At 69.1% G+C, this 25,806-nt stretch carries 24 protein-coding genes; 11 read left to right on the forward strand and 13 right to left on the reverse strand.

The window, feature by feature from the left end:
* Positions 1-16 precede the first annotated feature (16 nt).
* Positions 17-1,258, forward strand: coding sequence for a SatS C-terminal domain-containing protein (locus LV75_RS24310; protein ID WP_253889304.1), 1,242 nt, complete (start codon positions 17-19; stop codon positions 1,256-1,258).
* Between the two features lie 75 nt (positions 1,259-1,333).
* Here LV75_RS24310 and LV75_RS24315 read toward each other — a convergent pair whose 3' ends face one another.
* Positions 1,334-2,437 carry an adenosine deaminase gene (locus tag LV75_RS24315; protein ID WP_253889441.1) on the reverse strand — a complete coding sequence of 368 codons (1,104 nt, stop codon included), beginning with the start codon at positions 2,435-2,437 and terminating at the stop codon, positions 1,334-1,336.
* A 300-nt stretch (positions 2,438-2,737) separates the two neighbouring features.
* On the opposite strand from LV75_RS24315, the gene LV75_RS24320 reads away from it, so the two are divergent.
* Entirely contained in the window at positions 2,738-3,991 is a 1,254-nt protein-coding gene (locus LV75_RS24320) for a lyase family protein (RefSeq protein ID WP_253889442.1), read from the forward strand.
* Between the two features lie 151 nt (positions 3,992-4,142).
* Here LV75_RS24320 and LV75_RS24325 read toward each other — a convergent pair whose 3' ends face one another.
* On the reverse strand, positions 4,143-5,612 hold the full coding sequence (locus LV75_RS24325) for an MFS transporter (protein ID WP_253889305.1): 1,470 nt from the start codon (positions 5,610-5,612) through the stop codon (positions 4,143-4,145).
* A gap of 92 nt (positions 5,613-5,704) precedes the next feature.
* Here LV75_RS24325 and LV75_RS24330 point away from each other — a divergent pair, with 92 nt between their 5' ends.
* Both LV75_RS24330 and LV75_RS24335 read left to right on the forward strand, forming a co-directional pair.
* Positions 5,705-6,418 (forward strand): TetR/AcrR family transcriptional regulator, encoded by a 714-nt coding sequence (locus tag LV75_RS24330; RefSeq protein ID WP_253889306.1) that lies wholly within the window; start codon positions 5,705-5,707, stop codon positions 6,416-6,418.
* 507 nt (positions 6,419-6,925) lie between these two features.
* A complete protein-coding gene (locus LV75_RS24335) occupies positions 6,926-8,512 on the forward strand; it encodes an NB-ARC domain-containing protein (protein WP_344799164.1) in 1,587 nt (528 codons plus the stop codon).
* On the opposite strand, the gene LV75_RS24340 is transcribed toward LV75_RS24335, so the two are convergent.
* The 6 genes from LV75_RS24340 to LV75_RS24365 all read right to left on the reverse strand — a co-directional run bounded on the left by LV75_RS24340 (position 8,499) and on the right by LV75_RS24365 (position 15,251).
* Positions 8,499-9,773, reverse strand: a complete 1,275-nt coding sequence (locus tag LV75_RS24340; protein WP_253889308.1) for a thymidine phosphorylase — start codon at positions 9,771-9,773, stop codon at positions 8,499-8,501. The two genes, LV75_RS24335 and LV75_RS24340, sit on opposite strands and share 14 nt — an antisense overlap.
* Positions 9,773-10,171 carry a cytidine deaminase gene (locus LV75_RS24345; protein WP_253889309.1) on the reverse strand — a complete coding sequence of 133 codons (399 nt, stop codon included), beginning with the start codon at positions 10,169-10,171 and terminating at the stop codon, positions 9,773-9,775. Before LV75_RS24345 ends, LV75_RS24340 begins: the two co-directional genes overlap by 1 nt.
* On the reverse strand, positions 10,168-11,424 hold the full coding sequence (locus LV75_RS24350) for an ABC transporter permease (RefSeq protein ID WP_253889310.1): 1,257 nt from the start codon (positions 11,422-11,424) through the stop codon (positions 10,168-10,170). The genes LV75_RS24345 and LV75_RS24350 overlap by 4 nt, the downstream gene beginning before the upstream one ends.
* On the reverse strand, positions 11,421-12,539 hold the full coding sequence (locus LV75_RS24355) for an ABC transporter permease (protein ID WP_253889311.1): 1,119 nt from the start codon (positions 12,537-12,539) through the stop codon (positions 11,421-11,423). The genes LV75_RS24350 and LV75_RS24355 overlap by 4 nt, the downstream gene beginning before the upstream one ends.
* A complete protein-coding gene (locus LV75_RS24360) occupies positions 12,539-14,083 on the reverse strand; it encodes an ABC transporter ATP-binding protein (RefSeq protein ID WP_253889312.1) in 1,545 nt (514 codons plus the stop codon). The genes LV75_RS24355 and LV75_RS24360 overlap by 1 nt, the downstream gene beginning before the upstream one ends.
* A 103-nt stretch (positions 14,084-14,186) precedes the next feature.
* Positions 14,187-15,251: a BMP family lipoprotein gene (locus tag LV75_RS24365; protein WP_253889313.1), complete on the reverse strand. Its 1,065-nt coding sequence runs from the start codon at positions 15,249-15,251 to the stop codon at positions 14,187-14,189.
* Positions 15,252-15,821: 570 nt separating this feature from the next.
* Here LV75_RS24365 and sdhC point away from each other — a divergent pair.
* Genes sdhC through LV75_RS24385 form a run of 4 tightly spaced genes read left to right on the forward strand, consistent with a single transcriptional unit; the run spans position 15,822 to position 19,260 of the window.
* Positions 15,822-16,253, forward strand: coding sequence for a succinate dehydrogenase, cytochrome b556 subunit (gene sdhC, locus LV75_RS24370; protein WP_253889314.1), 432 nt, complete (start codon positions 15,822-15,824; stop codon positions 16,251-16,253).
* 2 nt (positions 16,254-16,255) lie between these two features.
* Entirely contained in the window at positions 16,256-16,669 is a 414-nt protein-coding gene (locus LV75_RS24375) for a succinate dehydrogenase hydrophobic membrane anchor subunit (protein ID WP_253889315.1), read from the forward strand.
* A 42-nt stretch (positions 16,670-16,711) separates the two neighbouring features.
* On the forward strand, positions 16,712-18,475 hold the full coding sequence (gene sdhA / locus LV75_RS24380; protein WP_253889316.1) for a succinate dehydrogenase flavoprotein subunit: 1,764 nt from the start codon (positions 16,712-16,714) through the stop codon (positions 18,473-18,475).
* Positions 18,475-19,260 (forward strand): succinate dehydrogenase iron-sulfur subunit, encoded by a 786-nt coding sequence (locus LV75_RS24385; protein WP_253889317.1) that lies wholly within the window; start codon positions 18,475-18,477, stop codon positions 19,258-19,260. Before sdhA ends, LV75_RS24385 begins: the two co-directional genes overlap by 1 nt.
* Positions 19,261-19,285: 25 nt before the next feature.
* On the opposite strand, the gene LV75_RS24390 is transcribed toward LV75_RS24385, so the two are convergent.
* On the reverse strand, positions 19,286-19,990 hold the full coding sequence (locus LV75_RS24390; RefSeq protein ID WP_253889318.1) for a hypothetical protein: 705 nt from the start codon (positions 19,988-19,990) through the stop codon (positions 19,286-19,288).
* 300 nt (positions 19,991-20,290) lie between these two features.
* Here LV75_RS24390 and LV75_RS24395 point away from each other — a divergent pair, with 300 nt between their 5' ends.
* Positions 20,291-20,953 carry a hypothetical protein gene (locus LV75_RS24395; RefSeq protein WP_253889319.1) on the forward strand — a complete coding sequence of 221 codons (663 nt, stop codon included), beginning with the start codon at positions 20,291-20,293 and terminating at the stop codon, positions 20,951-20,953.
* 1 nt (position 20,954) lies between these two features.
* Here the strand turns inward: LV75_RS24395 and LV75_RS24400 are convergent, their stop codons facing one another.
* The 3 genes from LV75_RS24400 to LV75_RS24410 are packed head-to-tail and all read right to left on the reverse strand — an operon-like array spanning position 20,955 to position 22,703.
* A complete protein-coding gene (locus LV75_RS24400; protein WP_253889320.1) occupies positions 20,955-22,121 on the reverse strand; it encodes a saccharopine dehydrogenase family protein in 1,167 nt (388 codons plus the stop codon).
* 25 nt (positions 22,122-22,146) lie between these two features.
* A complete protein-coding gene (locus LV75_RS24405) occupies positions 22,147-22,488 on the reverse strand; it encodes a hypothetical protein (RefSeq protein ID WP_253889321.1) in 342 nt (113 codons plus the stop codon).
* Positions 22,489-22,490: 2 nt separating this feature from the next.
* Positions 22,491-22,703 carry an SCO4848 family membrane protein gene (locus tag LV75_RS24410; protein ID WP_253889322.1) on the reverse strand — a complete coding sequence of 71 codons (213 nt, stop codon included), beginning with the start codon at positions 22,701-22,703 and terminating at the stop codon, positions 22,491-22,493.
* A 90-nt stretch (positions 22,704-22,793) separates the two neighbouring features.
* On the opposite strand from LV75_RS24410, the gene LV75_RS24415 reads away from it, so the two are divergent.
* Together LV75_RS24415 and LV75_RS24420 are read left to right on the forward strand one after the other, a co-directional pair.
* Complete coding sequence (locus LV75_RS24415; RefSeq protein ID WP_253889323.1) at positions 22,794-24,143, forward strand: D-alanyl-D-alanine carboxypeptidase family protein; 1,350 nt, start codon at positions 22,794-22,796, stop codon at positions 24,141-24,143.
* A gap of 37 nt (positions 24,144-24,180) precedes the next feature.
* The gene (locus LV75_RS24420) at positions 24,181-24,417 is read left to right on the forward strand and encodes a hypothetical protein (RefSeq protein WP_253889324.1); all 237 of its coding nucleotides are present in this window, start codon (positions 24,181-24,183) and stop codon (positions 24,415-24,417) included.
* A gap of 374 nt (positions 24,418-24,791) precedes the next feature.
* Here the strand turns inward: LV75_RS24420 and yhjD are convergent, their stop codons facing one another.
* Positions 24,792-25,799 (reverse strand): inner membrane protein YhjD, encoded by a 1,008-nt coding sequence (gene yhjD / locus LV75_RS24425; RefSeq protein ID WP_372504225.1) that lies wholly within the window; start codon positions 25,797-25,799, stop codon positions 24,792-24,794.
* Between the last annotated feature and the right edge of the window lie 7 nt (positions 25,800-25,806).

Raw genomic sequence — 25,806 nt, forward strand, 5'->3', positions numbered from 1 at the left:
ACCAGGAGGACCTCCAATGGCCCAGGACATCGTCCCGATCGAGCTGGGGCTGCCGCAGGGTGACGTCGTCACGCTGTGGGCGCCGCGGTGGCGGGAAGACGGTGAGGAGTGGGAGGCGTTCCTCGGCCACGAGGACGACCTCTACGCCTTCCCGGACGCCGCGCACCTGGCGGCGTTCGTGCGCACCACCAGCGAGCACGACCTGTCCGACCACCCGGCGTGGCACCTGGTGCCCGCGCTGTCGGTGGCCGAGCTGATGCCCGACGAGGACCACCAGTTCGACCTGGTCGGCGTGCCGGAGCTGGTCGCGGAGGAGCCCGACACGTGGACCGTCGGCGAGCTCGCCGACATCGTCGGGATCGTGCGCGCCCTCGCCGACGTGTGCGAGCTCGACGAGGTGCACGAGGTGCTCAACTCCGCCGACGGGTTCGCCGTGCTCGAGCAGGGCACCTTCCCGTTCACCGGCCGCGACGGCGAGCGGTTGTGGACGGACATGGCCGAGACCATCTCCGAGCGCTGGGACGAGGTGCTCGACGCGCTGGACTCGGTGGTGACCGTCCCGGACGTGGACGAGACCGCGCTGGAGAAGAGCGCCGAGGAGCTCGCCGCGTTCCACGCCGAGGCCGCTGAGGCCGAGGAGGCCGCCGACGGCGAGGACATCGAGCCGGTCGACACCGCCGAGACCGAGGCCGAGGCCGCGCCGGTGGGCTTCTGGGGCGAGGTCGGGATCGACCCGATCAAGATCATCACCGGCGGCAGCGAGTACTACACGCTGCGCTGCTACCTCGACGACGAGCCGGTGTTCCTCGGCAGCGAGGGCAAGATCGGCGTGGCCACCTCGGCGCGCGGGCTGGCCAAGCTGCTGGCCACCACCGACCTGACCGACAACGACCTCACCGAGGTCTCCACCTGGGACGAGGTCGCGATCAAGGCGACCGACGGCAGCCTGGAGATCACCGTCGACGCGGACAACACCTACGTCCTGGAGGGACTGGGCGACGACCTCGGCGACGGCGTCGACGCGGTCGACCCGGTGCAGCTGGACCTGGCCGTCGAGCTGCTCACCGACGCGGCCGACTGGGCGGGCGACGAGTCGGTCGCCGAGGCGCTCAACCAGTCCGAGTCGCTGGGCTGGCTGGTCAGCTTCATCCTGGCCCCGGACCCGACCCGCCTGGCGCCGAGCCCGCCGTTCGCCGACGAGGCGGCCAAGTGGAACAAGCTGGTGCAGGACCTGCAGGACCGGCTCACCGAGCGCTGATCACGGACGAGGAAGGGGGCCACCGCTCGCGGTGGCCCCCTTCTACTGTCCGCTTCTACTGTGCGCGCACGACGGTCACGGGGTGCCGAGCAGCGCGGCGTACCCGGGCTTGATCGTGTTGTTGATGATCTCCAGGCGCTGCTCGAAGTCGATGAACGCGGACTTCATCGCGTTGATGGTGAACCAGCGCAGGTCAGTCCAGTCGTAGCCGAAGGCGTCGACGAGGGCGGCCATCTCGCTGCTGACGGTGCAGCCGCTCATCAGCCGGTTGTCGGTGTTGACGGTGACCCGGAAGCGCAGCTCGGTGAGCAGGCCGATCGGGTGCTCGGCGATCGAGCTGGCGGCGCCGGTCTGCAGGTTCGACGTCGGGCACATCTCCAGCGGGATGCGCCGGTCGCGCACGTAGGCGGCCAGCGGGCCGAGCACGACGCCGTCCGGGGTCACCTCGATGTCGTCGACGATCCGCACGCCGTGCCCGAGCCGCTCGGCACCGCAGTGCTGGATGGCCTCCCAGATGGACGGCAGCCCGAACGCCTCGCCCGCGTGGATGGTGAAGTGCGCGTTCTGCTGGCGCAGGAACTCGAACGCGTCGAGGTTGCGGGTGGGCGGGAAGCCCGCCTCCGGGCCCGCGATGTCGAACCCGACGACCCCGGCGCCGCGGTGGCGCACGGCGAGGTCGGCGATCTCCAGCGACCGCGCGTTCTGCCGCATCGCGCACAGCAGGGTCCCGATCCGGATCACCCGGCCCGCCGCTGCGGCCCGGCGCTCGCCCTCGCGGAAGCCCGCTTGAACGGCGTTCACGATCGTGTCGAGATCAAGCCCGCGTTCGGTGAACAGCTCGGGCGCGTACCGCACCTCGGCGTACACGACTCCATCCGCAGCAAGGTCTTCCGCGCATTCGGCTGCCACCCGAACGAGTGCATCTTCGTGCTGCATGACACCGCAGGTGTGCGCGAAGGTCTCCAGGTACCGCACCAGCGAGCCGGAGTCGGCCGCGTCGCGGAACCACTGCCCGAGGGCAGCGGGGTCGGTGGTGGGCAGCGCGCCGTAGCCGGCCGCGGCGGCCAGTTCCACCACCGTCGCGGGCCGCAGGCCACCGTCGAGGTGGTCGTGGAGCAGGACTTTAGGGGCGTCGCGGATGGTGTCGGCGGTCAGCGGCACCGGCTGGGAGGCGGCCATGGCGATCACGGTACCCATGCCCCGGCCTCCACCCGATCGGGTAGCCGGGTGGTCACGTAAGGTGGGTCCAGCCGTCCGCGTACCGCTGGATGGCCGTCGACCGATCGGGCTAATCGATCGTGTCGAGACCGACGTACGAGCCACGGGTGGTGTATGGACGCGTTCTGGGACTGGCTAGGCTCCCCTGCGTCCGCCCCAACTCCGAGCGCTGGCCCATCTCCCAGCCCCGTCCCCTCTCCCCTCCCCAGGACGAAGGTCACCTCCGTGAACGAAAACAATCCCACGGTGTCGTTCGACCGGATGCGCAACATGCTCACCCGCGCGGCCGAGATCCGAGAGAGCGAACAGCAGCAGATCTTCGACGCCCTCGACGAGATCCACGCCAGGCTCGCCCCGCTGGAGTCGATCGGGTCGGTGCGCAAGCGGCTCTCGGAGATGCCCGACCGCACCGAGGTCGGCGTGCTGGCCGAGCGGCTGGACGAGGCGATGACCAAGCTCGACGCGCAGGACGCGGCGATCGCGGCCATCGGGCGCGCGGTGGAGAGCATCGTGGACAAGCTGGCGACGCCGTTCGCGCAGCTCGACGGCAGGCTCGACGGGGTGGCGGGCCGGTTCGAGGGCGTGGCGGGGCGGATGGACGGCCTGGAGGACAAGCTCTCCAGCATCCACCGGCGCATCGACGAGCTCGACAGCCACCTGGACAAGCAGGACAACCGGCTCGAGCAGGTGCCCGGCGCGGTGCACGGCCCGGTGCGGGAGCGGATCGAGATCCTGGAGACCGCGCTGCGCGGGCGCATCGACGAGGTCGACGAGGGCGTGCACGAGCACCTCGACGGCACCAAGGACGCGCTGGCCCGGGTCGTCGGCGAGCAGTCGGACACGATCCGCGCCGCGGTGACCGAGTCCGGTACCGCGGTGCGCGGGGCCGTCGACGAGTCGACCAGCGCGCTGCACGGCCGGTTCACCGAGACCTCGGACTCCCTGCACGGCAAGCACGACGCGACCGCCGCGGCCCTGGTTGACCTGCGCGGCGCGGTCGGCGAGTCGCGCGAGGCGGTGCACGGGCGCCTCGACGAGGCCACCGGCGCGCTGCAGGAGGCGTTGCGCGAGACCAAGGAGACGGTCGACGCGAGCGACCGGCTGGAGTCGCTGGCGCAGCGGCTGGAGAAGGTCACCAGCAGGCTCGACGAGATGGCGACCCGGCTGGACACGGTCGAGGACGGCTTCACCGAGCGGCTCGGCGAGCTGGGCGGGGCCATCGAGCGCGGCCTGAGCAAGGTCGAGGGCACGCTGTCGCACCGCCCCGACGCGGACTCGGTGGAGTCGCTGGTCAAGCGCGGCAACGACGAGTCGGTCCGGCGGATCGGCGGTCACCTGGACGAGGCGATGGCCACCTTCGCCGAGCTCATGCTCGGCGGCGGCCAGCCCACCCCGCCCCCGCCGACCACGCTCCCCCGGCAGGGCACCCGCCGCCGCTCCAACGGCAAGGGCGTCGTACCCGCCGAGAAGCGCGACGACAACGCCGAAGACAGCGACATCGCCGCAGGCGCTTAAGACGACGTGTTGATGGGGCCGCCCTCTCTTGAGGGCGGCCCCATCGGCGTTGTCAGGCGACTATCGGATCCTTGGGTGACTGGGATGTGCCGCAGGATGCGATAGGCGAGCACCGCGGCAACAGCGGCTCTTGCGGGCTGCCTGAGGTGTTCTAGGCGGCTACCGGTTCGTTTGTGGTGACCGGGATGTGCCGCAGGATGCGATAGGCGAAGAAGGCGAGCACTGCGGCCACGGCGGCGGTAACCGTTGCTGTCACGGTTAAACCGTGGGTGAAGGCTTCCCGGGCTGCCGCGATGAGGGCGGGGTCGCCGCTGCCGGTTGCCTCGCCGAGGGTTGATGGGCCTGCCGGGAGGTCGGCTCGGTAGATGGCGGTGCCGATGGTGCCGAGGATCGCCATACCCAGTGCCCCACCGAGTTCACTCGCGGTCTCGGAGACCGCCGAGGCGGCGCCCGCGTGTTCGGCGGGGGCGGCGGTGAGCATCAGGTCCGAGGTCAGCGAAGTGGTCATCAACACACCGGCGGCGACACCGCCCGCGCCGAGCAGTACCAGCCACAGCGGCGAAGTCGGGGTGAGTCGGGTGAGCACGAGGAAGGCGATCGCGAGGACGACCAGCCCGGTCGCGACCAGCGCGGCGACGCGGACCTTGCTGGCGAGCACCCCGGTCACCGTCATCCCGACGATGACCAGCGGCATCGCGGCCAGCGACCAGAGGGCGGCGGTGAACGGGCGCATGCCGAGCACCAACTGCAGGTACTGCGTGGTGAAGTAGGTCGACCCGATGAAGCAGAACATCGCGATGACGTTGACCACCACGGCCCCGCTGAACGCGGGCACCCGGAACAGCGCGACGTCGACCAGCGGGGAGCGGCCGGTGCGCTGGCCGTGCACGAACGCCCAGCCCAGCAACAGCCCCACGACGAGCGCGGCCACCGGCAGTGGCGCGAACCCGTCGACGGCCAACTGCTTGATGCCGTAGATCACCGCCAGCACCGCGGCCAGCGACAGAGCAGCGCCGCGCAGGTCGAACCGGCCCGCGTCGGGGTTGCGGTACTCGGGCAGCAGGACCGGGCCGAGCACCAGCAGCAGCACCATGGCGGGCACGTTGATCAGGAACGCCGAGCCCCACCAGAAGTGCTCGAGCAGGAAGCCGCCGACGATCGGGCCGACGGTGGCGCCCAGGGTGAGCCCGCCGGTCCACACCGCGATGGCGGTCTTGCGCTGCGCGCCGTCGTGGAACATCGCCCGGATCAGCGACAGCGTCGAGGGCATCAGGGTCGCACCGGCGACGCCGAGCAGGCCGCGGGTGAGGATCAGCACCTCGGCCGACCACGAGTAGGCGGCGACCACCGAGGCGACGCCGAACGCGGCCGCGCCGATCAGCAGCAGCTTGCGCCTGCCGATCCGGTCGCCGAGCGCGCCCATGGTGATCAGCAGTCCGGCCAGCGCGAACCCGTAGACGTCCATCACCCACAGCTGCTCGGTGCCGCTGGGGTGCAGGTCGGCGCTGATGAACGGCAGCGCGAAGAACAGCACGCTGACGTCCATGGAGATCAACAAACACGGCAGGACAAGGACGGCGAGGCCGATCCACTCCCTGCGCCCGGCACGTGGCTCGATCATGACCGCTCCTGGTTGTTTATGTCGTACGCACTTCTGTTTACGTTATACGCAGCTGTAGGGTGGGACGTCAAGCCGATCCAGGGAACGAGGACATGACCGAAACCGGACTCCCGGCCAGCATCGAGGCGGCCTGGGGCGTGCAGCGGCCCGCGCGCGGACCCAAGCGCGCGTTGAGCCTGGCCCGGATCGTCACCGCCGCGGTGGTCGTCGCCGACGCCGAGGGCCTCGACGGCCTGTCCATGAGCCGGGTCGCCGCCGAACTGGGCACCAGCGCGATGTCGCTCTACCGCTACGTCTCCGCCAAGGACGAACTGCTGACCCTCATGTCCGACGCCGTCTTCGGCGACGCGGCCGAGGTGACCCCGGGTGCGGACTGGCGCACCGCACTCACCGAGTTGGCCTGGGGCTGCATCCGCGGCTACCGCGCCCACCCGTGGACCGTCCGCATCCCCATCAGCGGCCCCCCGGTGACCCCGAACCAGCTGCGCTGGCTGGAAGCAGGCCTGGCCGCCCTGGCGCCGACGCCGCTGACCGCAGCCGAGAAGATGAGCACCCTGCTCATGCTCAGCGGCCTGGCCCGCAACGACGCCACCCTCGCCCACGACATCGGCGCGACCGGCGACATGATGCCGAACTACGCCAAGGCATTGCGCCACCTGCTGCCGCAGGCCGAGTTCCCCCACCTGTTCGCCATGCTCGACACCGACGTCATGACCCAAGACGACCACCCAGACGTCGAGTTCGCCTGGTCCCTCGACCGCTTCCTCGACGGCCTCGCCGCATTGATCACCGCGAAGTCGCAGTAGCCCCAACCCGCCTGTCACCACCTCCACACCCCACCGCCCCCCGGCGGCGAGTGCTCACACCACACCGACCCCGGCCCGCCCGGGACCCCGGCGAGCCGACCCCGGCCCTCTCCACACCCCGGAGTCCGCGCTCTGCCCTGCCCTGCCCTGCCCTGCCCACGCCACGCCACGCCACGCCACGCCACGCCACGCCACGCCACGCCACGCCACGCCACGCCACGCCACGCCACGCCACGCCACGATGAGTTATCCACAACGCCTGAGTTATCCACAGATTCTCGGCGGCCCTGTTTCCGCAGCTCAGAACTGATAGACTGGCACCGGGGTCGCCCCCCGGTGAGGGTGGGGGCTGGGTGTCGGCCGGTGGTTGCGGCTGGCGAAGTTGAGAGCCGTCGGTCGGGGCTCGTGTTTGCCTGGTCGGGGTGCTTTCTAGCGGATCTGATGGCCGCCGGGGGTTGGCGCGAAGGGGTCGTCCGGGGGTGGGGTAGGCCGTACGATCCTGGGGGTATGGACGCCGCGAACCAGGTCAGTGGCAGCGTTGAGAATGTTGTTCAGGCGAGCCACATCCATGGAGATGTCAACGTCTATGGCAGCCGGGCCGCCGATGTTCTGCCGTGTCGGTTCGGGCCGGTTCCGCCGCTGGCGGGGGGCTATCAGCGGCGGGCGGTGCCGGATACCCGGGATTGTGTTGTGTTGAGCGGGAGCGGTGGTCACGGCAAGACTCAGCTGGCCGCGGGCCTCGCCGAGGACCAGTGGCTGACGGGGGAGCTCGGTCTGTTGGCGTGGATCACGGCCTCGAGTCGTGACGGCCTCGTCTCCGCCTATGCGGACCTGGCCCACCGGCTCACCGGCGACGACATGCCCACCGATCGCGCGGTGCGGTGGGCGCTCGGCTGGCTCGGCGAGACCACAACCGCCTGGTTGGTCGTCCTCGATGACGTGCGGGATCCGCGGGATCTCGACGGTTTGTGGCCGCCGCCCAATGGGCGGGTGCTGGTGACCACTCGCCGCCAGGACTCCGAGTTGGTCGGCCACGGTCGGCGCAGGGTGCCGGTGGACCTGTTCACCCCGGAGGAATCCCGCACGTGCCTGTCCGCACACCTGGACCCGCCGTTGATGTTCGGCGCCGAGGAGTTGGCATCGGCGCTGGGGCACCTCCCGCTGGCCGTCGGTCACGCGGGCGCCTACATGGCCGACCGGAACCTCACTTGTGCGCAGTACCTGACCCGCTGGCGCACCAAGCCGTTGCGCGAGCTGTTCCCGGCCCACACCTGGCAACTCTCGATCGAGCTGGCCAACTCCCTGGAGCCGGCGGGCTTAGCGGCCCCATTGCTGCACATCGCCGCCGTGTTGGACCCGCGCGGCATTCCCATCACGGCCCTGACCTCACAACCCGTTCTGGACGACCTGTCCACAACCCGTGAAGACGCCTGGGACGCCCTCGGTTGCCTGAACCGACTCTCCCTGATCACCTTTGACGACAAGACAATCCGCCTCCACCCCGTCGTCCAGCGGGCCACCTGGGAACAGGCCGGTCCAAAGCAAAGCGCCGCCCAGGTCGCCGCAGACGCTCTCGCAGCGGCGTGGCCTGCGAGCGATGACCCCCTCGCGGCGACATTCCGCGACAACACGGCGTTTCTGACCAAGAGGACGGGTTCGTCGTTGTGGCGCAACGGCGTTCACAGCGTCCTGTTCAAGGCGGGCAACAGCTTGGGCGAAGCAGGGCATCCCGCCGACGCACAGGCCTACTTCGCCACCCTGTTCACCAAAGTCGACAGGAGCCACTCCAGCGGTCTTACCATCCGCCACAACATCGCTTACTGGCGCGCAGCGGCGGGCGACCTCGTCACGGCGCTCACCGAACTAGAGTCGGTACTGGCGGATCAAGTCCGCGAAATCGGTCGAGAGCACCCAAGCACACTGAACACCCGGCACAACATCGCCCAGTTCCGCGCCGAGGCGGGCGAAAGGGCAGCCGGGCTCACCGAACTAGAGGCGGTACTCGCGGACCTGATCCGGACCCGCGGGCCGCACCACCCAGCCACGGAGAAGACCCGGGCCGCCATCACCAAGTGGCGGTTCAGGGCCGAATGACGTCAGCCACCAGCGGTCCACGAGCGGGGGCGGTGGGGCCGAGGGTGAAGGCGCCGTCCAGTGAGGCCAGGGCGGCGGGGATGGCGTCTTCGGTGTCGGTGTGGAGTTCGAGGATGGGGTCGCCTGCACGGACGACATCGCCGGGTTTGGCGTGGCAGAGGATGCCCGCGGCGAGTTGGACCGGGTCTTCCTTGCGGGCTCGACCAGCACCCAAGCGCCAAGCGGCCACTCCGACGGCGTAGGCGTCCAGGGTGGACACGATGCCGTCACTGGGGGCGGTGATGGTGTGGATGTGAGCGGGCTTGGGCAGCGGGGCCGCAGGGTCGCCGCCCTGGGCCGCGATCATGCGGGACCACACGTCGTAGGCCGCACCGGAAGCGAGTACCGCGGCGGGGTCCACATGGGACAGACCGGCCAGGGACAGCATCTCGCGGGCCAGCGCCAGGGTCAGCTCGACGACGTCCGCCGGACCGCCGCCTTGGAGGACCTCGACGGACTCGGCCACCTCGACGGCGTTGCCCACGGCGCGGCCGAGGGGGATGGACATGTCGGTCAGCAAGGCCGAGGTGCGGACGCCGTGGGCGGTGCCGATGGCGACCAGGGCGTCGGCGAGGCGGCGGGCGTCGGCGAGGGTCTTCATGAAGGCGCCGGAGCCGAACTTGACGTCCAGGACCAGCGCGGAGGCGCCTTCGGCGAGCTTCTTGCTCATGATCGAGCTGGCGATCAGCGGGATCGACTCGACCGTGCCCGTCACGTCGCGCAGGGCGTAGAGCTTGCGGTCGGCGGGGGCCAGGCCCGTGGTCGCGGCGCAGACCACGGCGCCGACCTCGACCAGTTGGCGCTGGATCTCCTCGACCGAGAGCTGCGCGCGCCACCCGGGCACCGCCTCGAGCTTGTCGAGGGTGCCGCCGGTGTGCCCGAGGCCCCGGCCGGACAGCTGCGGGACGGCCGCACCGCACGCGGCGACCAGCGGTGCCAGCGGCAGGGTGATCTTGTCGCCGACGCCGCCGGTCGAGTGCTTGTCGACGGTCGGCCGGTCCACCGCCAGGGACAGCACCTCGCCGGAGCCGACCATCGCGGCGGTCCAGCGCGCGGTCTCCTCGGCGTCCATCCCGTTGAGGAACACCGCCATCGCCAGCGCGGACATCTGCTCGTCGGCGACAACGCCCCGGGTGTAGGCGTCGATCACCCAGTCGATCTGGTCGTCGCTGAGCCGGTGGCCGTCGCGCTTGGCGCGGATGACGTCGATGGCGGTGAACATCAGGCCTCTTTCGCGGGCAGGTCGTGCGGACCGAAGGCGTGCGGGAGGACCACGGTCATCGGCTGTGGCCCGTCAGGGGTGTCGACGAGGCAGTCGGGGCCGCCGAGCTCGTAGATGACTTGGCGGCACCGACCGCAAGGCATCAACAGGTCGCCCGTGCCACTACGACAAGCAAGCGCGACAAGTCGACCGCCGCCAGTCAGCCTCAACTGTCCAGCCAGGGTGCATTCCGCGCACAACGCCAAGCCATAAGAGGCGTTCTCCACGTTGCACCCGGTGATGATCCTGCCGTCGTCGACCACGGCAGCCGCGCCGACCTGCAACCCGGAGTACGGGCAGTAGGCCAACGCAGCCGCCGATACCGCTGCCGAACGCAGTGCGTCCCAGTCGACGGTCATACCGCCTGCCCCCGCCTATAGGGCTCACCGACGAACTTGGGCGGCCGCAATCGCTGCGAGGCCAACCCGAGCACCAGCAAGGTCACCACGTAAGGCGCGGCACCGACCAGCTCCGGCGGCACCTCGTCGCTGGCGAAGAACCACCACCCGAACAGGACCCCGATCGCGGCGGCCACACCGGAAAGCACGTAGTGCCCCGACCGGTACTGGATGGCGGCCACGACGATCAGCGCGATCCCCAACAGCAGCAACAAGGCGTGCACTGCGTCCGCGCTGCGCAACGCCATCGCGTCGGTGTAGCCGAACAACCCGGCGCCGGTGGCCAACCCGCCCGGCCGCCAGTTGCCGAAGATCATGGCGGCCAACCCGATGAACCCGCGCCCAGCGGTCTGCCCGTCGCGGAACTGCCCGGAGCTCACCGCCAAGAACGCGCCACCGAGCCCGGCGAACGCACCGGACGCCGTCACCGCGAGGTACTTGTACTTGTAGACGTTCACACCCAGCGACTCCGCCGCCGAGGGCGACTCACCGCAAGACCGCAGGCGCAGTCCGAACGGTGTCCGCCACAGCACCCACGCGGTAGCCACAATCAGCACTACCGCGAGCAGGGTCAATAGCGAGACCTGCGTCGTAAGACCGCGCAAGACGCCCGCGAGGTCCGACACGAAGAACCACCGCTTAGTCTCGATAGTCCCCATCAAGTCCGAGAACCCAGGCAGCGTCACCTTCGCGGCGTCTTCAAGCCGCGGTGACTGCTTCTGGCCGCCACCGGGCGCGTCCGCGAAGTACAGCTTCGACAGGAACAAAGCGATCCCTGGCGCCAAGAGGTTGATGGCGACACCGGAGACGATGTGGTCGACCCCGAAGGTGACCGTGGCGACGGCGTGCAGCAACCCCGCGACAAGACCGAGGATCAACCCGAACACCACACCGGCCCAAGGACCCCACTGGTAGCCCGCGTATCCGGCGCCGAACGTACCCAGCACCATCATGCCCTCTAGCCCGATGTTGACCACGCCTGCGCGTTCGGTCCACACCCCGCCTAGCGCGGCCATGGCAAGAGGCACAGCGGCGGTAAGAGCTGCCTGCACGGTGCCAGACGATGTGAGGTCTGTAGCGCCGGTAAAGACGCGCACGGTCGACACCACCGCAAGCGCCCCGACCGCGATAAGCAGGTACACGTACGGCGGAATCCGCCTACTGCGCCGCGCGGGAGCCTTCGCCAACCCCACCGACAGTCCACCGACGGTCATGCCGACACCTCCTCGGCGGTCTTGGTGCGACCGAGCGCGTGCCCGACGGCGTGCTGCTCGGCACGCACCCGGTAGCGCCGGACGAGTTCGTAGGCGACGACGACGGACAGCACGATCACGCCCTGCATGATGTCGACGATCTCGCGGGGCACGCCCGCGGTGTCCAGCGAGTTGGCGGTGTTGAACAGGAAGCCCCACAGCAGCGCGGCGACGGCCATGCCGATGGGGTGGTTGCGCCCGAGCAGGGCGACGGCGATCCCGATGAAGCCCACGCCCGCCGGGAAGTTCAGCGAGTAGCTGTGCGAGGCGCCGAGCAGCTCCGGAATGCCGACCAGTCCGGCGACCGCGCCGGAGAGCAGCATCGAGATGACGACCATCTTCTTCACGCTGACCCCGCTGGCGACCGCGGCGGACTCCGACAGGCCGGTCGCCTTGAGCTCGAACCCGAACCGGGTCCGCGACAGCACGAACCAGTACAGGAACCCGACCAGCACGGCCAGGAACACCAGGCCGTAGACCTTGCTCGAGGACCCGGTCACCTCGAAGCCGGGGACCTGCCCGCCCGCGGTGATGTCCGGGGTCTTGACGTCGTTGCTACCCGGGTTGACCTCGGCGAGCCTGGCGGGGTTGTTCAGGTAGGACACCAGGTACGTCGCGATCGCGTTGAGCATGATCGTGGAGATCACCTCGGACACGCCGCGGGTGACCTTGAGCAGCGCGGCGATCCCGGCCCAGGCGGCGCCGACGAGCATCGAGGCGAGCACGGTCATGGTGACCCGCAGCACCGGCGGGACGCCCTCCATGAACGCCGCGCCCGCGAGCGCCGCGGCCAGCAGCGCGGCCATCCGGTACTGGCCGTCGACGCCGATGTTGAACAGCTTCATCCGGAAGCCGATGGCCACCGCGACCGCGGACAGGTAGTACGAGACCGCCGTGTTGAGCGAGTTGACCAGGGTCCGCGGCCGCTGCGCCGAGGCCGACATGGCGTCGACGGTGTCCACCGGCGAGTGCCCGGTGACGGCGAGGATCCCCGCGCACAGCAGCGCCGCGAACACCAGCGCGCCGACCGGGGCGGCGAGGCCGAGCAGGACGGAGCGGAGGGTGAGGTTGCGCATCAGTCTTCCCTCCCCGCGCCGGTCATCGCGGAGCCGAGCTGCTCCGGGGTCACCGCCGCCGGGTCGTGGTCGGCGACGAGCCTGCCGCGCAGGATCACCGACAGGGTGTCGGACATGCCGATCAGCTCGTCGAGGTCGGCGGAGATGAGCAGGACCGCGAGCCGCTCGGCGCGGGCCCGGCGGATGTGCTCCCAGATCGCGGCCTGGGCGCCGACGTCGACGCCGCGGGTGGGGTGGGAGGCGATCAGCAGCACCGGGGAGCCGCTCATCTCCCGGCCGACGATCAGCTTCTGCTGGTTGCCACCCGAGAGCGCGGCGGCGTGCACCTCGATCCCCGGGGTGCGCACGTCGTACTCCGCCACGATCCGCTCGGTGTCGGCTTTAGCGCCCCGGCGGTCCAGCAGCGGGCCGCGCACGTTGGGTTTGCTGGTCTGGTGGCCCAAGACCCGGTTCTCCCACAGGGTCGCCTCTAGTAGCAGCCCTTGGCGGTGGCGGTCTTCGGGGATGTAGCCCATACCGGACTCTCGGCGCTGCCTGGTCGTCGCACGCGTGATATCCCTACCGGACAAGGTGATCGTGCCAGCGCTACATGGCCTGATACCCATAAGAGCCTCAACGAGCTCCGCTTGCCCGTTGCCTTCAACGCCCGCGATGCCAAGCACCTCACCGGCGTGAATGGTGAAGGAAACGTCGTCGAGCACGGTACGGCCATCAGCGTTGACCACGGTAAGACCGTCGACAGACAAGACAGCTTCATCAGTGACAGTGGACTCGCGCAGCTCCGGCACCGGCAGAGCGCTACCGACCATCAACTCCGCCAGCTTGCGGGCCGTGACGTCCTGCGGCAACACGCTCGCCACCGTCGTACCCCGCCGCATGACGGTGATGTCATCGGCGACCGACAACACCTCGTCCAACTTGTGCGAGATGAAGAGGATGGTCAGGCCCTCGGCCTTGAGATCGCGCAGGTTGCCGAAGAGTTCCTCGACTTCCTGCGGCACCAGGACGGCGGTGGGCTCGTCCAGGATGAGCGTGCGCGCGCCGCGGTAGAGGACCTTGAGGATCTCGACGCGCTGCCGCTCACCGACACCGAGGTCGGCCACGAGCCGGTCCGGGTCGACCCCGAGGCCGTAGGCGGAGGAGATCTCGGTGATCCGGGCGCGCGCGGTGGCGAAGTCGAGCCCGACGCCCTTGCGCGGCTCGCTGCCCAGGACCACGTTCTCCAGCACGGTGAGGTTGTCGGCCAGCATGAAGTGCTGGTGGACCATGCCGACACCGGCGCGGATGGCGTCAGCGGGCGAGGCGAAGATCACCGGGGCGCCGTCGATGGCGATGGTGCCCTCGTCCGGCTGCTGCATGCCGTAGAGGATCTTCATGAGGGTCGACTTGCCCGCGCCGTTCTCCCCCACCAGCGCGTGCACGGTGCCGACCCGGACGCTGATGTTGACGTCGGAGTTGGCGACGACGCCGGGGAAGCGCTTGGTGATCGCGGACAACTGGACGGCTGGGGCGGGCGCACCGCCCGCTGGTGGCTCCGTTGACACTGCCGAATCCTTCGTCGCTGGCTGGTGGGGACTCGCGGGGAATGCCCGACGGGCCCGGGGCCGCGCGAGGCGGAACCCGGGCCCGTTCGAGTCGGGGTACCCGCTACTTGGTCGACGGGACCTTGATCTCGCCCGAGACGATCTTGGCCTTGTACTCGTCGACCTTGGTCTTGATGTCGTCGATCTTGCCGCCGCTGGTGGAGTAGTCGATGCCACCGGCCTTGAGGTCGTAGACCTTCTCGCCCTTGGCGAACTTCGCGTCCTTCACCGAGGAGATGAAGTCGTACACCGCGACGTCGACCTCCTTGATCATCGAGGTGATGATCACGTCCTTGACGTCGGCGAGCGCGGGCAGGTTGTACTGGTCGGAGTCGACACCGATGCCGAACTTGCCGTTCGCCTTGGCCGTCTTGAACACGCCGTTGCCCGAGCCGCCCGCGGCGGCGTAGACGATGTCGGCGCCCGCGTCGTACATGCCCTTGGCGGCGGTCTCGCCCTTGGCCGGGTCGTTGAAGCCGGTGAAGTCCGGCGGCTGGGTCAGGTACTTGACCTGCACCGTCGCGTCGGCCTTGACGGCCTTGACGCCCGCGGCGAAGCCGACCTCGAACTTCTGGATCAGCGGCACGTTGACGCCGCCGATGAACCCGACGTTGCCGGTCTTGCTCTTGAGCGCGGCGGCGACACCGACCAGGAAGGAGCCCTCCTGCTCGGCGAAGGTCAGGTTCGCGACGTTGTCGACCTTCGGGTCGGCGCTGTCGATGATGGCGAACTTGACGTCCGGGTAGTCCTTGGCGGTCTTCTCCAGCGCGGTCGCGTAGGCGAACCCGACGGCGATCACGGTGTTGTAGCCGCCCTCGGCGAGCTGGCGGAGCCGGTCCTCCTTCTGCGCGTCGGTCTCCCCCGCCGCGGCCTCCAGCTCCTTGATGTCGAAGCCGAACTCGGACTTGGCCTTGTCCAGGCCACGCGCGGCCGAGTCGTTGAAGGACTGGTCGCCGCGACCACCGATGTCGTAGGCCAACCCGATCTTGAGGTTGGACGCGGGCTTGCCTGCACTCGGGGTGCCGCTCGTCCCACCGGTGGTGCTGTCGTTCTTGGAGCCGCAGGCGGCCAGGGTGAGCCCCAGCGCCATCAGGCCTGCCGCGAGACGAAGTCCTCGCACTCGACGCAAGGCGTTCTCCTTCCGGATCTCCAGCCGTCCGCGCCGGACGCTGTCGTTCCGCAGGACCGTACTCCCCGGTACGGGACTTTCCCCGGCACGACCCGGGGCGTGACCCAATTGTTGGTTGGCACCACCCGGCGTGGCCACCGGGCGACCCGACCGGGTGGTCAGACCGGTGGACCCGGCCCGACCAGCGCCGCCCACCTGTCCAGTGTGGACATATAGGGGTCGCCGGTAGGGGTGCCGGGTGGCCAGGACCAGGGGTTCGCCGAATCGATCCAGAACCAGCGCCACCCCGACCGGGGAGCGACCGCGACCCTGCGTCACCACCACCGCCGGGATGCCGGGCGGCAGTGGCCCCACCAGCGGGGGACGGCGGTCCAGCGCGTGTCTTGTCCGTCACAGAGGGGATCGGCGGGTTGGGTGCGCTCCGCTTGTCAGGTCTAGCATCCGTTGAGTCAAGACCCGTTTCGTGTGGAGTCCCCGCACGCCGCGGCGCAGCACCGGCGAGTCAGCCGGCACCAGTCAGCACTGGTCAGCCAGTGCTGGTCAGTCAGCGAGGAAGGAGGCCTGCTTCCGATGTCCGACTCGGCCATCGCCACCGAGCAGGTGGCGCCGCGCGGATCCCGGCGGACCGGGACCCTCTACCGCGGCGACCCGGGCATGTGGTCCTGGGTGGCGCACCGGATCACCGGGGTGCTCACCTTCTTCTTCCTCTTCGCGCACGTGCTGGACACCGCGCTGGTGCGGGTCTCGCCGAACGCCTACGACGAGATCATCGAGACGTACAAGACCCCCGTGGTCAACCTGCTCGAGGTCGGTCTCGTCGGCGCCGTGCTCTACCACGCGCTCAACGGCCTGCGGGTCCTGCTCGTCGACTTCTGGTCGCGCGGACCCCGGCTGCAGAAGCCGATGCTGTGGACGATCCTGGGCATCTGGGTCGTGGTGATGGTCCCCGGTGCCTACTTCATGATGGAGCGCACCGTGCGCGAGATGTTCGGGGGCAACTGATCATGGCGCTCGCCCTGGACAAGCCGCGCTCGCCGCGGCGCCCCGCCGCGCGCAGGGGCAACTTCGAAATGATCAGCTGGGTCTTCATGCGGGTGTCCGGGCTGGCCCTGGTCGTGCTGGTGCTCGGGCACCTGCTGATCATGAACATCCTCGACGGCGGCGTGCACCGGATCAACTTCGCCTTCGTCGCCGGGCGCTGGTCGAGCCCGTTCTGGCAGGTGTGGGACCTGCTGATGCTGTGGCTGGCCGAGATCCACGGCGGCAACGGGTTGCGCACGGTGATCAACGACTACGCGCGCAAGGACAGCACCCGGTTCTGGCTGAAGATCATGCTGTACGTGTCGATGGTGCTGATCCTGTTCCTCGGCACCTACGTGATCTTCACCTTCGACGCCACGATCCCGACCACGCACTGAGCGCGCCCCCACCACACCCGAGTCGGAAGAAGCGGTTGACCCATGCAGTTCCACAAGTACGACGTGGTGATCGTCGGGGCAGGTGGCGCGGGCATGCGCGCGGCCCTGGCGGCGGCCACCGAGGCCGGGCACGCGCCGCGCACCGCGGTGCTGACGAAGCTGTACCCGACCCGGTCGCACACCGGCGCGGCGCAGGGCGGCATGTGCGCCGCGCTGGCCAACGTCGAAGAGGACAACTGGGAGTGGCACACCTTCGACACGATCAAGGGCGGTGACTACCTGGTCGACCAGGACGCCGCCGAGATCATGGCGAAGGAGGCCATCGACGCCGTCCTCGACCTGGAGAAGATGGGCCTGCCGTTCAACCGGACGCCGGAGGGCCGCATCGACCAGCGCCGCTTCGGCGGCCACACCCGCAACCACGGCGAGGCCGCCGTGCGCCGGGCCTGCTACGCGGCCGACCGCACCGGCCACATGATCCTGCAGACGCTGTACCAGAACTGCGTCAAGCACGGCATCGAGTTCTTCAACGAGTTCTACGTGCTCGACATCTGCCTCACCGAGACCGAGTCCGGTCCGGTCTGCACCGGCGCGGTCGCCTACGAGCTGGCCACCGGCGAGATCCACGTGTTCCAGGCCAAGGCCGTCGTGTTCGCGACCGGCGGCTTCGGCAAGGTCTTCAAGACGACGTCCAACGCGCACACCCTCACCGGTGACGGCATGGGCATCATCTTCCGCAAGGGCCTGCCGCTGGAGGACATGGAGTTCTACCAGTTCCACCCGACCGGCCTGGCCGGACTGGGCATCCTGCTCACCGAGGGTGCCCGCGGCGAGGGCGCGATCCTGCGCAACGCCTCGGGTGAGCGGTTCATGGAGCGCTACGCCCCCACCATCAAGGACCTCGCGCCGCGCGACATCGTCGCCCGCTCGATGGCCCTGGAGGTGCTGGAGGGCCGCGGCGCCGGTCCGAACAAGGACTACGTGCTGCTCGACTGCACGCACCTGGGCGCGGAGGTCTTGGAGACCAAGCTGCCCGACATCACCGAGTTCGCCCGGACCTACCTCGCGGTGGACCCGGTGACGGAACCGGTGCCGGTGTACCCGACCGCGCACTACGCGATGGGTGGCATCCCCACCAACATCCACGGCGAGGTACTGCGGGACAACGACAACGTCATCCCCGGCCTCTACGCGGCAGGCGAGTGCGCCTGCGTCTCGGTACACGGCGCGAACCGTCTTGGCACCAACTCGCTGTTGGACATCAACGTGTTCGGCCGCCGGGCAGGTCTGTCCGCGGCGAACTACGCGGCCAACCACGAGCTGATCGACCTGCCGGAGAACCCGACGACGGTAGTGGAAGAGCAGGTCGCGCTGCTGCTGTCGGACCACGGCCGCGAGCGCGTCGCCGACATCCGCACCGCGCTGCAGGCCACGATGGACGCCAACGCCTCGGTGTACCGCACCGAGGAGACGCTCAAGCAGGCACTGCACGACGTGCAGGCGCTTAAGGACCGCTACGCGCACATCTCCGTGCAGGACAAGGGCAAGCGGTTCAACACCGACCTGCTCGAGGCGGTCGAGCTCGGCTTCCTGCTCGAACTGGCCGAGATCCTGGTCGTGGGCGCGCTGGAGCGCAAGGAGTCCCGAGGCGGCCACGCCCGCGAGGACTACCCCAACCGCGATGACACGAACTACATGCGGCACAGCATGTTCTACAAGCAGGGCGACGGTCTCAAGAGCGAGATCCGGCTGGACTACAAGCCCGTGACCTTCACCAGGTACAAGCCCATGGAGCGGAAGTACTGATGACTGCTGCCACTGTGGACCGGGCGGCCTCGGGCGCGCGCGGGGACCAGCCGCCGGTGCCCGACGGTGCGATCACCATCACCGTGAAGATCATGCGGTTCAACCCGGAGGTCGACTCCGAACCGCGCTGGGAGTCCTTCGGGGTGCCCGCGCTGCCCACCGACCGGGTGCTGAACCTGCTGCACTACATCAAGTGGTACCTCGACGGGACGCTCACCTTCCGCCGGTCCTGCGCGCACGGCATCTGCGGCTCGGACGCCATGCAGGTCAACGGCGTGAACCGGCTGGCGTGCAAGGTCCTGGTCAAGGACCTGATGGCAGGCGGCGGCAAGCACACCACGATCACCGTGGCGCCGATCAAGGGCCTGCCGGTGCACAAGGACCTGCTGGTCGACATGGAGCCCTTCATGGAGGCGTTCCGCGCGGTCAAGCCGTTCCTCATCACCTACGGCAACGAGCCCACCCGCGAGCGCGTCCAGTCGGCCGCCGACCGCGAGCGCTTCGACGACACCACCAAGTGCATCCTGTGCGCCTGCTGCACCACCTCGTGCCCGGTCTTCTGGAACGAGGGCAGCTACTTCGGCCCCGCGGCCATCGTCAACGCCCACCGCTTCATCTTCGACTCCCGCGACGAGGGCGCCCAAGAACGCCTGGACATCCTCAACGACGCCGAAGGCGTGTGGCGCTGCCGCACGACGTTCAACTGCACGGACGCCTGCCCGCGCGGCATCCAGGTGACCAAGGCGATCCAAGAGGTCAAGCGCGCCCTCCTGTTCCGCCGCTGAGTTGTGCTCTATCTAGAGGCCGCGTTCACCCGGACGCGGCCTCTTTCAATTTCGGCACCACTGTCTCCGCTAGCTCACGCGCGCCCTCACCGGACACTCTTAGATCTACCGGGACATCGGGGTGGACGCGGACGAAGACCGCGGAACCGGTGACAAGCGCGGGCCGCCCACCTACGTGCTCGTTGTAGCTGGAGACGCTGTACAGGCTCGCTTCCAACCCCACCTCGTTGCGCCCCGCGGTGCACTTCCCGTCGCCCTTCTCCGCCGCCAGGAGCGCACAGAGCCGTTCCGTGCGGACAGGCTTGGGCAGATCAACCAGCTTGGCACCGTCGAGGTTGGACGGCCCGGTGAGCACCGGGCGCAACGCGGCCAACGCCCGCTCCCGCAACGCGGCGTCCTCCGGCTCAACAGTCACATTGACCGAAGTGGCCCCCAGATCCAAGCCCGGCCCCCCAAGCCGCACCGTGACAACGCGGTCCCCGCCCCGCAGCACACACGCCCCCGCCACCGTGACAGTTGCGTCGACCGGCCCCACGACCTCACCCCACCGCACAGCCCCGCAGAGAACCTGCCCAGCGGTCTCGGGGAACACCTCACCCAGCGCGTCCCCGGTGATCAGGGCAACCGGCCGCACACCGAACTCGGCCAAAGTGGTCGCGGGCTCCTCTTCAGGAGCGGCACACCCCACAACCGCGCTCAGCGCGAGCACCACCAACAGACTCCTCCACATGCCGCGACAGTACCCACGATCAGGTGACGAGCTTCGGAACCGCTCGCTCCCCCAGTTCACGACCCCCGCCGCCGGAGACCGTCCGGTCGATCTTGACGACAGAAGCCGGACAAACGATCGAATCACCACTCGTACGCACCGGACGACCGCCGACTGCGGTGGATCAAGGGCGAGGGCTTCGCCTGGACCGCCAATGCCTCCGCATGGCGTGAGAGTGCTCACGATGGGGTGAATCCGTGCCAATGCGTACTTTTCCAGGCGGTCCCGCTGCCAGTCTCCGGCACCGAGGAGAGGGGACTCATGGGCTGGTGGGATCAACCGCGCGGACCGGATGGCAAGTGGATCAAGGGTGGGGCCGGGGTGAGCGTCGCGGCGGTGGCTGTGGGGCTGGCGGTCGTCGGCGGGGGCGGGGCGGGTGGTGCGGCGGCGGGCGGCGCGGTAGTGGATGGTGCGGCACAGGCGGCGAATGCGGCGAGGGCTGAAGCGGCGGCGAAGCCGAACCGCGGTGCGCGCAAAGCCAAGGCCGATGACGGCTGGCGCAAGCTGCGGCTGCGCAATGTCCGCGAGGCCACGGAGAACGCGCTCGACTGCGCGATCAACTCCTACGGCCAGGTGCGGGACTTCTTCCTGCGCAACCCGTGCGCCGACCTCGACCGGACGCTGTTCACCCTCGCTGATCCGGCAGGGAACACGTTCGTCGTGTCCGTCTCGTGGGTGCGCATGCGGTCAGCGAAGGATGTGCCGCCGCTTAAGAAGCTCATCGACACCGATGGCACCGGCAGCGTCAAGTCGCTCGGGTTCGACCTGCTTAAGCACCAAGGCGTGCGGTTCACCGGCACCCCCTTCCGCTCACGGCCGAGTAAGGACGTCCTTGTCGTCGCCGAAGGTGCTGTTGTGTCTGGGAAGCCAGATCCAGCGATCTTCCAGCAAGCCGTCACTATCGCGGCAGAGCTACCGCGATAGGTCAGGTTCGAACGGCGGAAGACACTGTGCGGAACTCGATGCCTGCGGCCACTAGGCGGTCGATGAGCGCGGTGCCCATGGCTGTCGCGGTGGTTACCTGGCCCGCGGTGGGCGGGAGGGCGTCGAAGGCTAGGGAGAGGGCTGATTCGGCGAGCATCTTGGAGGTCTCGCCGTAGCCGGGGTCGCCGCCGGTGATTTCGGTGTGGACGCGCCTATCGCCGCCGGTGCCGATGAAGGTGGCCTTGAACCAAGAGCGTTCGCGCTGGGCTTCGGTCGGGCCTTCACCGGCGGGCTTGCGGGTCAGCAGCCAGTTGCGCAGTGGTGGGACCTGAGATGCCGCGATGAGGCCTATAGCGCCGCCGGAGACGGCTAGGGCCGCGGGGAAGCGTTTGACGGCCAGGTGGTGGCCGTAGCTGAACTCGGGTCCGTACTGGTCCAGCGCGCGGGCGGACCGTAGGACCACCTGTGGGTCGATGGTCGGTAGCGGTACCGCCCAGATACCCAGATCAGCCACCCGCCCCGCCTTACCCCGACCCCGAGCCTTACGAGCGGGCCTTGGCTCGACCTTGCGACGCTCAGCAGCTGCCTTGCGCATGTCGCCGAGGCGCGAGAAGGCGTTCACGGCTGACTGGAACGTCCCGCCGGAGATGGAGGCTGAGACGGTGAGGTAACCGTTGACAGTTAGCGGTACGTCGGCCGGTAGCTGGTTCACGGTGTAGAGCACGCCGAGGTCGTAAGGGATCGAATCGAAACCGCAGCAGTGGACGAGCCGGGCTCCTGTTTCCACCGCCTTCGCGTGGTGGCGCAGGTAGGTGCGGTCGACGAACTCGGGTTCACCGGTGAGATCGACGTAGTCGGTGCCAGCGGCGGCGCACGCGCCCACCAGGGGGTCGCCGTAGGTGATGTACGGGCCGACGGTGGTGATGACGACCCGGGTCGCCTCCGCGACGGCGGCGAGCGAGGCCGGGTCGTTCACATCCGCGGTCAGCAGGTCGACGCCCTCGACGCCGAGGCGGTCGCGCACGGCCTCCAGCTTCGCCCGGTTGCGCCCGGCGAGCGCCCACCGGGTCCCGGTGGGCGCGTGGCGCGCCAGGTACTCAGCGGTCAGCTGACCGGTGAACCCGGTGGCCCCGAACAACACGACGTCGAACCTGCGGCCGGTAGGCATGACCTCATCTTACCGACCGGTAACCTCACGTCCAGAAGACGGCCAGCCCCACGTTGAGCACGACCAACCCGCCCAGGGTCGGTGGCAGCCAGCGCGGGTTCGCCTTCTTGGCGGTGAACGTGACGGCCAGCACCAGGACCGCCACGACGACCAGCAGCTTGATGCCCAGTTTCATGTGGTTGTACTCGGCCCCGGTGAGCGGGGCCAACGCCATCAGGGCGATCCCGGTCACCAGTTGCAGCCCGGCGCCGTGCAACCAGCCCTTGTTCACCTCTTCGGGCGAACGGAACTGCAGCAGCAACGCCCCGATCAGGGCACCCATGCCCAGCAGGTGCAGGAAGACCAGCAAGTGTCGGACGAACTCCACGCCTAACTCCTCCTCCAGGCCCGCCAGCCGATGACGCCGATCATCGTGCCGAACAGCAGTGACGCGGCGGTCAGCAGGGCGTGCACCAGGAAGAAACCGGTCGGCCCCGGCGCGAAGGACCGCGGGTCGGCCCAGATGTTGCGCAAGAACATGGGCCAGATCACCCACGACCACACCCCGAAGCCCACCAGGAACAACGCCGCGCGCCGACTCATACGGGCAGTATCCAGCGCGGACGGCGGCTGCCCACGTGTGGGTGACAGGCCGGATCGTGGCCGGATCGTGACAGGCCCTACCCTGCAGGGGTGCGCTTCGCAGCCCGCAGGACCGTGACCGCCCTCTTCGTCCCGTTGTGCGCCCTGCTCTTCGGGGCCACGCTCGCGACCCCGGTGGCCGCGCAGCCGGTGGTCCGCAAGGCCCAGCAGCAGACAACCGGCACCCAGGCGCCCACGTCGAACAGCGCCCAGTGCCAGAACCACGACCGGCCGCCGCCCCCGGTGGACACCTCGGAGGAGCCCAAGCCGGGCCAGCCGAGCCCCGAGCCGCTGCCGGTGCCCAAGGAGCCGGTCGGCGGCACGCGGATGGGCGAGTGCGGCCTGGTGGTGCCCAACGGCGCGAAGGCCGCCATCACCGGTGACATCACCTCGGCGTCGTGGGTCATCGCCGACGTCGACACCGGCGCGGTGCTGGCCGCCAAGGACCCGCACGCCAGGGAGCGGCCCGCGTCGCTGATCAAGACGCTGCTGGCCGTGGTGGTGATCCGCGAGCTGCGGCTCGACGAGGTCGTCACCGGCACCCAGGACGACGCCAACCAGGAGGGCACCAAGGTCGGCATCGGCCCCGGTGGCCAGTACACGGTCCGCCAACTGCTGTTCGCCCTGCTGATGCGCTCAGGCAACGACGCGGCGCACGCGCTGGCCGGTCAGCTCGGCGGCGTGCCTGCTGCGCTGGAGAAGATGAACGCGCTGGCCAAGGAGATCGGCGCGCTCGACACCCGCGCGGCGACCCCGTCCGGCCTCGACGGGCCCGGCATGAGCACCTCGGCCTACGACCTGAGCCTGGTCTTCCGCGCGGCGATGAAGCACAAGGAGTTCGCCGAGGCCATCGCCACGAAGTCGCTCGACTTCCCCGGCTACGGCACCAAGCCGGGCTACAAGGTCATCAACGACAACAAGCTCCTCGGCCGCTACCAGGGCTTCACCGGTGGCAAGACCGGCTTCACCGACGACGCCCGGCACACCTACGTCGGCGGCGCCAAGCGCGGCAACACCCGCATCGCGGTCGTGTTGCTGCGCGGCGAGCTGAACCCGAACCCGCTGGCCGAGCAGGCATCCCGGCTACTCGACTACGGCTTCGCCCTGGCCGCCGAGAAGGCCAAGCCGGTCGGACAGCTCGTGGACCACGCCCCGGAGGCGCAGCCCAAGCAGGACACCGGCCTGGGCACGACGTCGTCCAACGAACCGCAGCAGCCCTCGAGCGGCAGCGCCCCGGCCGCAGACACCGCCCTCCCGCCGGACGCGCAACGGTCAGCGTTCGGCAACTACGGCGCGCCGCTGGTGGCCCTGGCAGGCGTGGCGGTACTGGTCACGTTCGGCCTGTGGTTCCGTCGCAAGCGAGCCCGCGCCGCCCGAGCTGCCCGCACCGCCACCGGCTGACCCGGCCGGGGTTGCCGATGCGGGCATTGCGGGCAGGATGAGCGACGTGGACAACGTCAACATCCCCTTGTGGCGAGCTGACGCCATTGTGCTGTTCGACTGGCTGATGAGCACCGACCTGAACACGGTGCCGATCACCCACCCGGCGCAGAAGCAGGCGCTGACCGACCTGCTGTCCCGGCTGGAGGCGGACGTGGACAGCGACATCGCCGGGTCCACGGCGGAGGAGATCGCCGCGGCGCAGGAAGCGGTCGCCCGGGACATGGGCTGGTAGTCGCCACTCCGTGCCGGGCCCACTGTGCGAACTTGCGTTGACCATTCAGCTTCACGGTTCGAATGCCATCGCCCCCTGGGCAGCATCCTCGGCTAAACCCACTTCAGCGCACGAACTCGCCCCGGAAGAACTCCGTCCGGGCCGAAGTTATCCACAACGCCCAAGTTATCCACAGATTTTCGGCGACCCACCGTTTGATCTTGTAACCAGATAGACTGGCATCGGGGCCGCCCCCCGGAGAGGGTGGGGGCTGGGGCGGGCGATCTTGGTCGGCCTGGGGCGGTTGTGGGGCAGCGGTTTTGGGGATTTGGGGCAGCGGAGTGGGTCGGCTGGGGTGGCCGGTTGGGGTGAAAGCTGCGGTGGGTGGGAAGGGTTTACTTCCGGCGGCGCCAGGCCAGGCCTAGGGCGGCGCCGACGCCGATGAGGCCGAGGGCTTCTTTGAGGCGGGGGGTGCGGGCTTCCTCGACCAAGGGGCGGATCACCGCGGGGGGTGGGGCCGCCGGGGGTTCCTTGACGATGTTCTCCTTGGCGGTGGCCGTCCACGCGGTGATGAACAGCAGGAACCGGGAGACCAGGTTCGCGAACACCAGCAGACCGACGATCGGGCCGATGATTGTCCCCAAAGGTCCGCCCAGCACGGTATTCAAGTAGAGGGCGCCGACCAGCTTAAGCAGTTCGAACCCAATAGCGGCGGCAAGAGCACCACGCACAGCACTCTTGACGCTTACCGGCCTGCGGGGCAGCCGAGCGATGACCCACAGGAACACAAGCCAGTTCGCGCCTATAGACAGCACCGTGGTCACGATGAACAGCACGACCTTGGCCCACCCGTAGCCACCTAGGCCTACCGCGTCGAGCAAGGTGTCAGCAAGACCGCTGCCGATAGCGCTAAGGCCGAACGACACGGCTAGCGCGGCGCCCAAGCCCAGTAGTGCCAACAGGTCCATCAGCATCCCGCGGAAGAACGGGCGCTGGTCGAGCTTTTGGCCCCACTGCGCGGTAAGGGCGTCACGGAGGTTACTCATCCAGCCGAGACCGGTGTAAGCGGCGGTAAGAAGACCGATTATCCCGACCTTCCCGCGCTCGTCGATTGCCGTTTGAACGAGGTCGTCGAGAGTTCGCCGGATGCTGGTCGGCGCCGCCTCGATGATGGTGCCGCGCAGTTCCAACAACGTGTCGGGCTGGCCCACCACCACAAAACCGATGACCGCGACACCGATGAGCGTCAGCGGGAACAGCGACAGGACGCTGAAGTAGGTGATCGACGCGGCGAAGTGGTTGCCGTAGCGCTCGGTGAACGCGTCGAAGGCCCGGATCAGGTGGTCGATGGCAGGGCGACGGGCGCGCAGCCGGGTCAGGGCCGACTCGTTCTCGGTCACCACGGGAACT

This window comes from Actinokineospora diospyrosa, from assembly GCF_024171925.1.
GTDB lineage: Bacteria > Actinomycetota > Actinomycetes > Mycobacteriales > Pseudonocardiaceae > Actinokineospora > Actinokineospora diospyrosa.

Excerpts from the sequence above, each read along its gene's own strand:
- LV75_RS24420 (WP_253889324.1), top strand. The coding sequence starts at position 24,181 with ATGAGCGACGTGGACAACGTCAACATCCCCTTGTGGCGAGCTGACGCC.
- LV75_RS24375 (WP_253889315.1), top strand. The coding sequence starts at position 16,256 with ATGGCGCTCGCCCTGGACAAGCCGCGCTCGCCGCGGCGCCCCGCCGCG.
- LV75_RS24330 (WP_253889306.1), top strand. The coding sequence starts at position 5,705 with ATGACCGAAACCGGACTCCCGGCCAGCATCGAGGCGGCCTGGGGCGTG.
- LV75_RS24410 (WP_253889322.1), bottom strand. The coding sequence starts at position 22,703 with ATGAGTCGGCGCGCGGCGTTGTTCCTGGTGGGCTTCGGGGTGTGGTCG.
- LV75_RS24320 (WP_253889442.1), top strand. The coding sequence starts at position 2,738 with ATGCGCAACATGCTCACCCGCGCGGCCGAGATCCGAGAGAGCGAACAG.
- LV75_RS24325 (WP_253889305.1), bottom strand. The coding sequence starts at position 5,612 with ATGATCGAGCCACGTGCCGGGCGCAGGGAGTGGATCGGCCTCGCCGTC.
- sdhA (WP_253889316.1), top strand. The coding sequence starts at position 16,712 with ATGCAGTTCCACAAGTACGACGTGGTGATCGTCGGGGCAGGTGGCGCG.
- LV75_RS24400 (WP_253889320.1), bottom strand. The coding sequence starts at position 22,121 with ATGCCTACCGGCCGCAGGTTCGACGTCGTGTTGTTCGGGGCCACCGGG.
- LV75_RS24355 (WP_253889311.1), bottom strand. The coding sequence starts at position 12,539 with ATGCGCAACCTCACCCTCCGCTCCGTCCTGCTCGGCCTCGCCGCCCCG.
- LV75_RS24340 (WP_253889308.1), bottom strand. The coding sequence starts at position 9,773 with ATGTTCACCGCCATCGACGTCATCCGCGCCAAGCGCGACGGCCACCGG.
- LV75_RS24350 (WP_253889310.1), bottom strand. The coding sequence starts at position 11,424 with ATGACCGTCGGTGGACTGTCGGTGGGGTTGGCGAAGGCTCCCGCGCGG.
- LV75_RS24395 (WP_253889319.1), top strand. The coding sequence starts at position 20,291 with ATGGGCTGGTGGGATCAACCGCGCGGACCGGATGGCAAGTGGATCAAG.
- LV75_RS24385 (WP_253889317.1), top strand. The coding sequence starts at position 18,475 with ATGACTGCTGCCACTGTGGACCGGGCGGCCTCGGGCGCGCGCGGGGAC.
- LV75_RS24310 (WP_253889304.1), top strand. The coding sequence starts at position 17 with ATGGCCCAGGACATCGTCCCGATCGAGCTGGGGCTGCCGCAGGGTGAC.
- LV75_RS24390 (WP_253889318.1), bottom strand. The coding sequence starts at position 19,990 with ATGTGGAGGAGTCTGTTGGTGGTGCTCGCGCTGAGCGCGGTTGTGGGG.
- LV75_RS24315 (WP_253889441.1), bottom strand. The coding sequence starts at position 2,437 with ATGGCCGCCTCCCAGCCGGTGCCGCTGACCGCCGACACCATCCGCGAC.
- LV75_RS24345 (WP_253889309.1), bottom strand. The coding sequence starts at position 10,171 with ATGACCGTCGACTGGGACGCACTGCGTTCGGCAGCGGTATCGGCGGCT.
- sdhC (WP_253889314.1), top strand. The coding sequence starts at position 15,822 with ATGTCCGACTCGGCCATCGCCACCGAGCAGGTGGCGCCGCGCGGATCC.
- LV75_RS24335 (WP_344799164.1), top strand. The coding sequence starts at position 6,926 with ATGGACGCCGCGAACCAGGTCAGTGGCAGCGTTGAGAATGTTGTTCAG.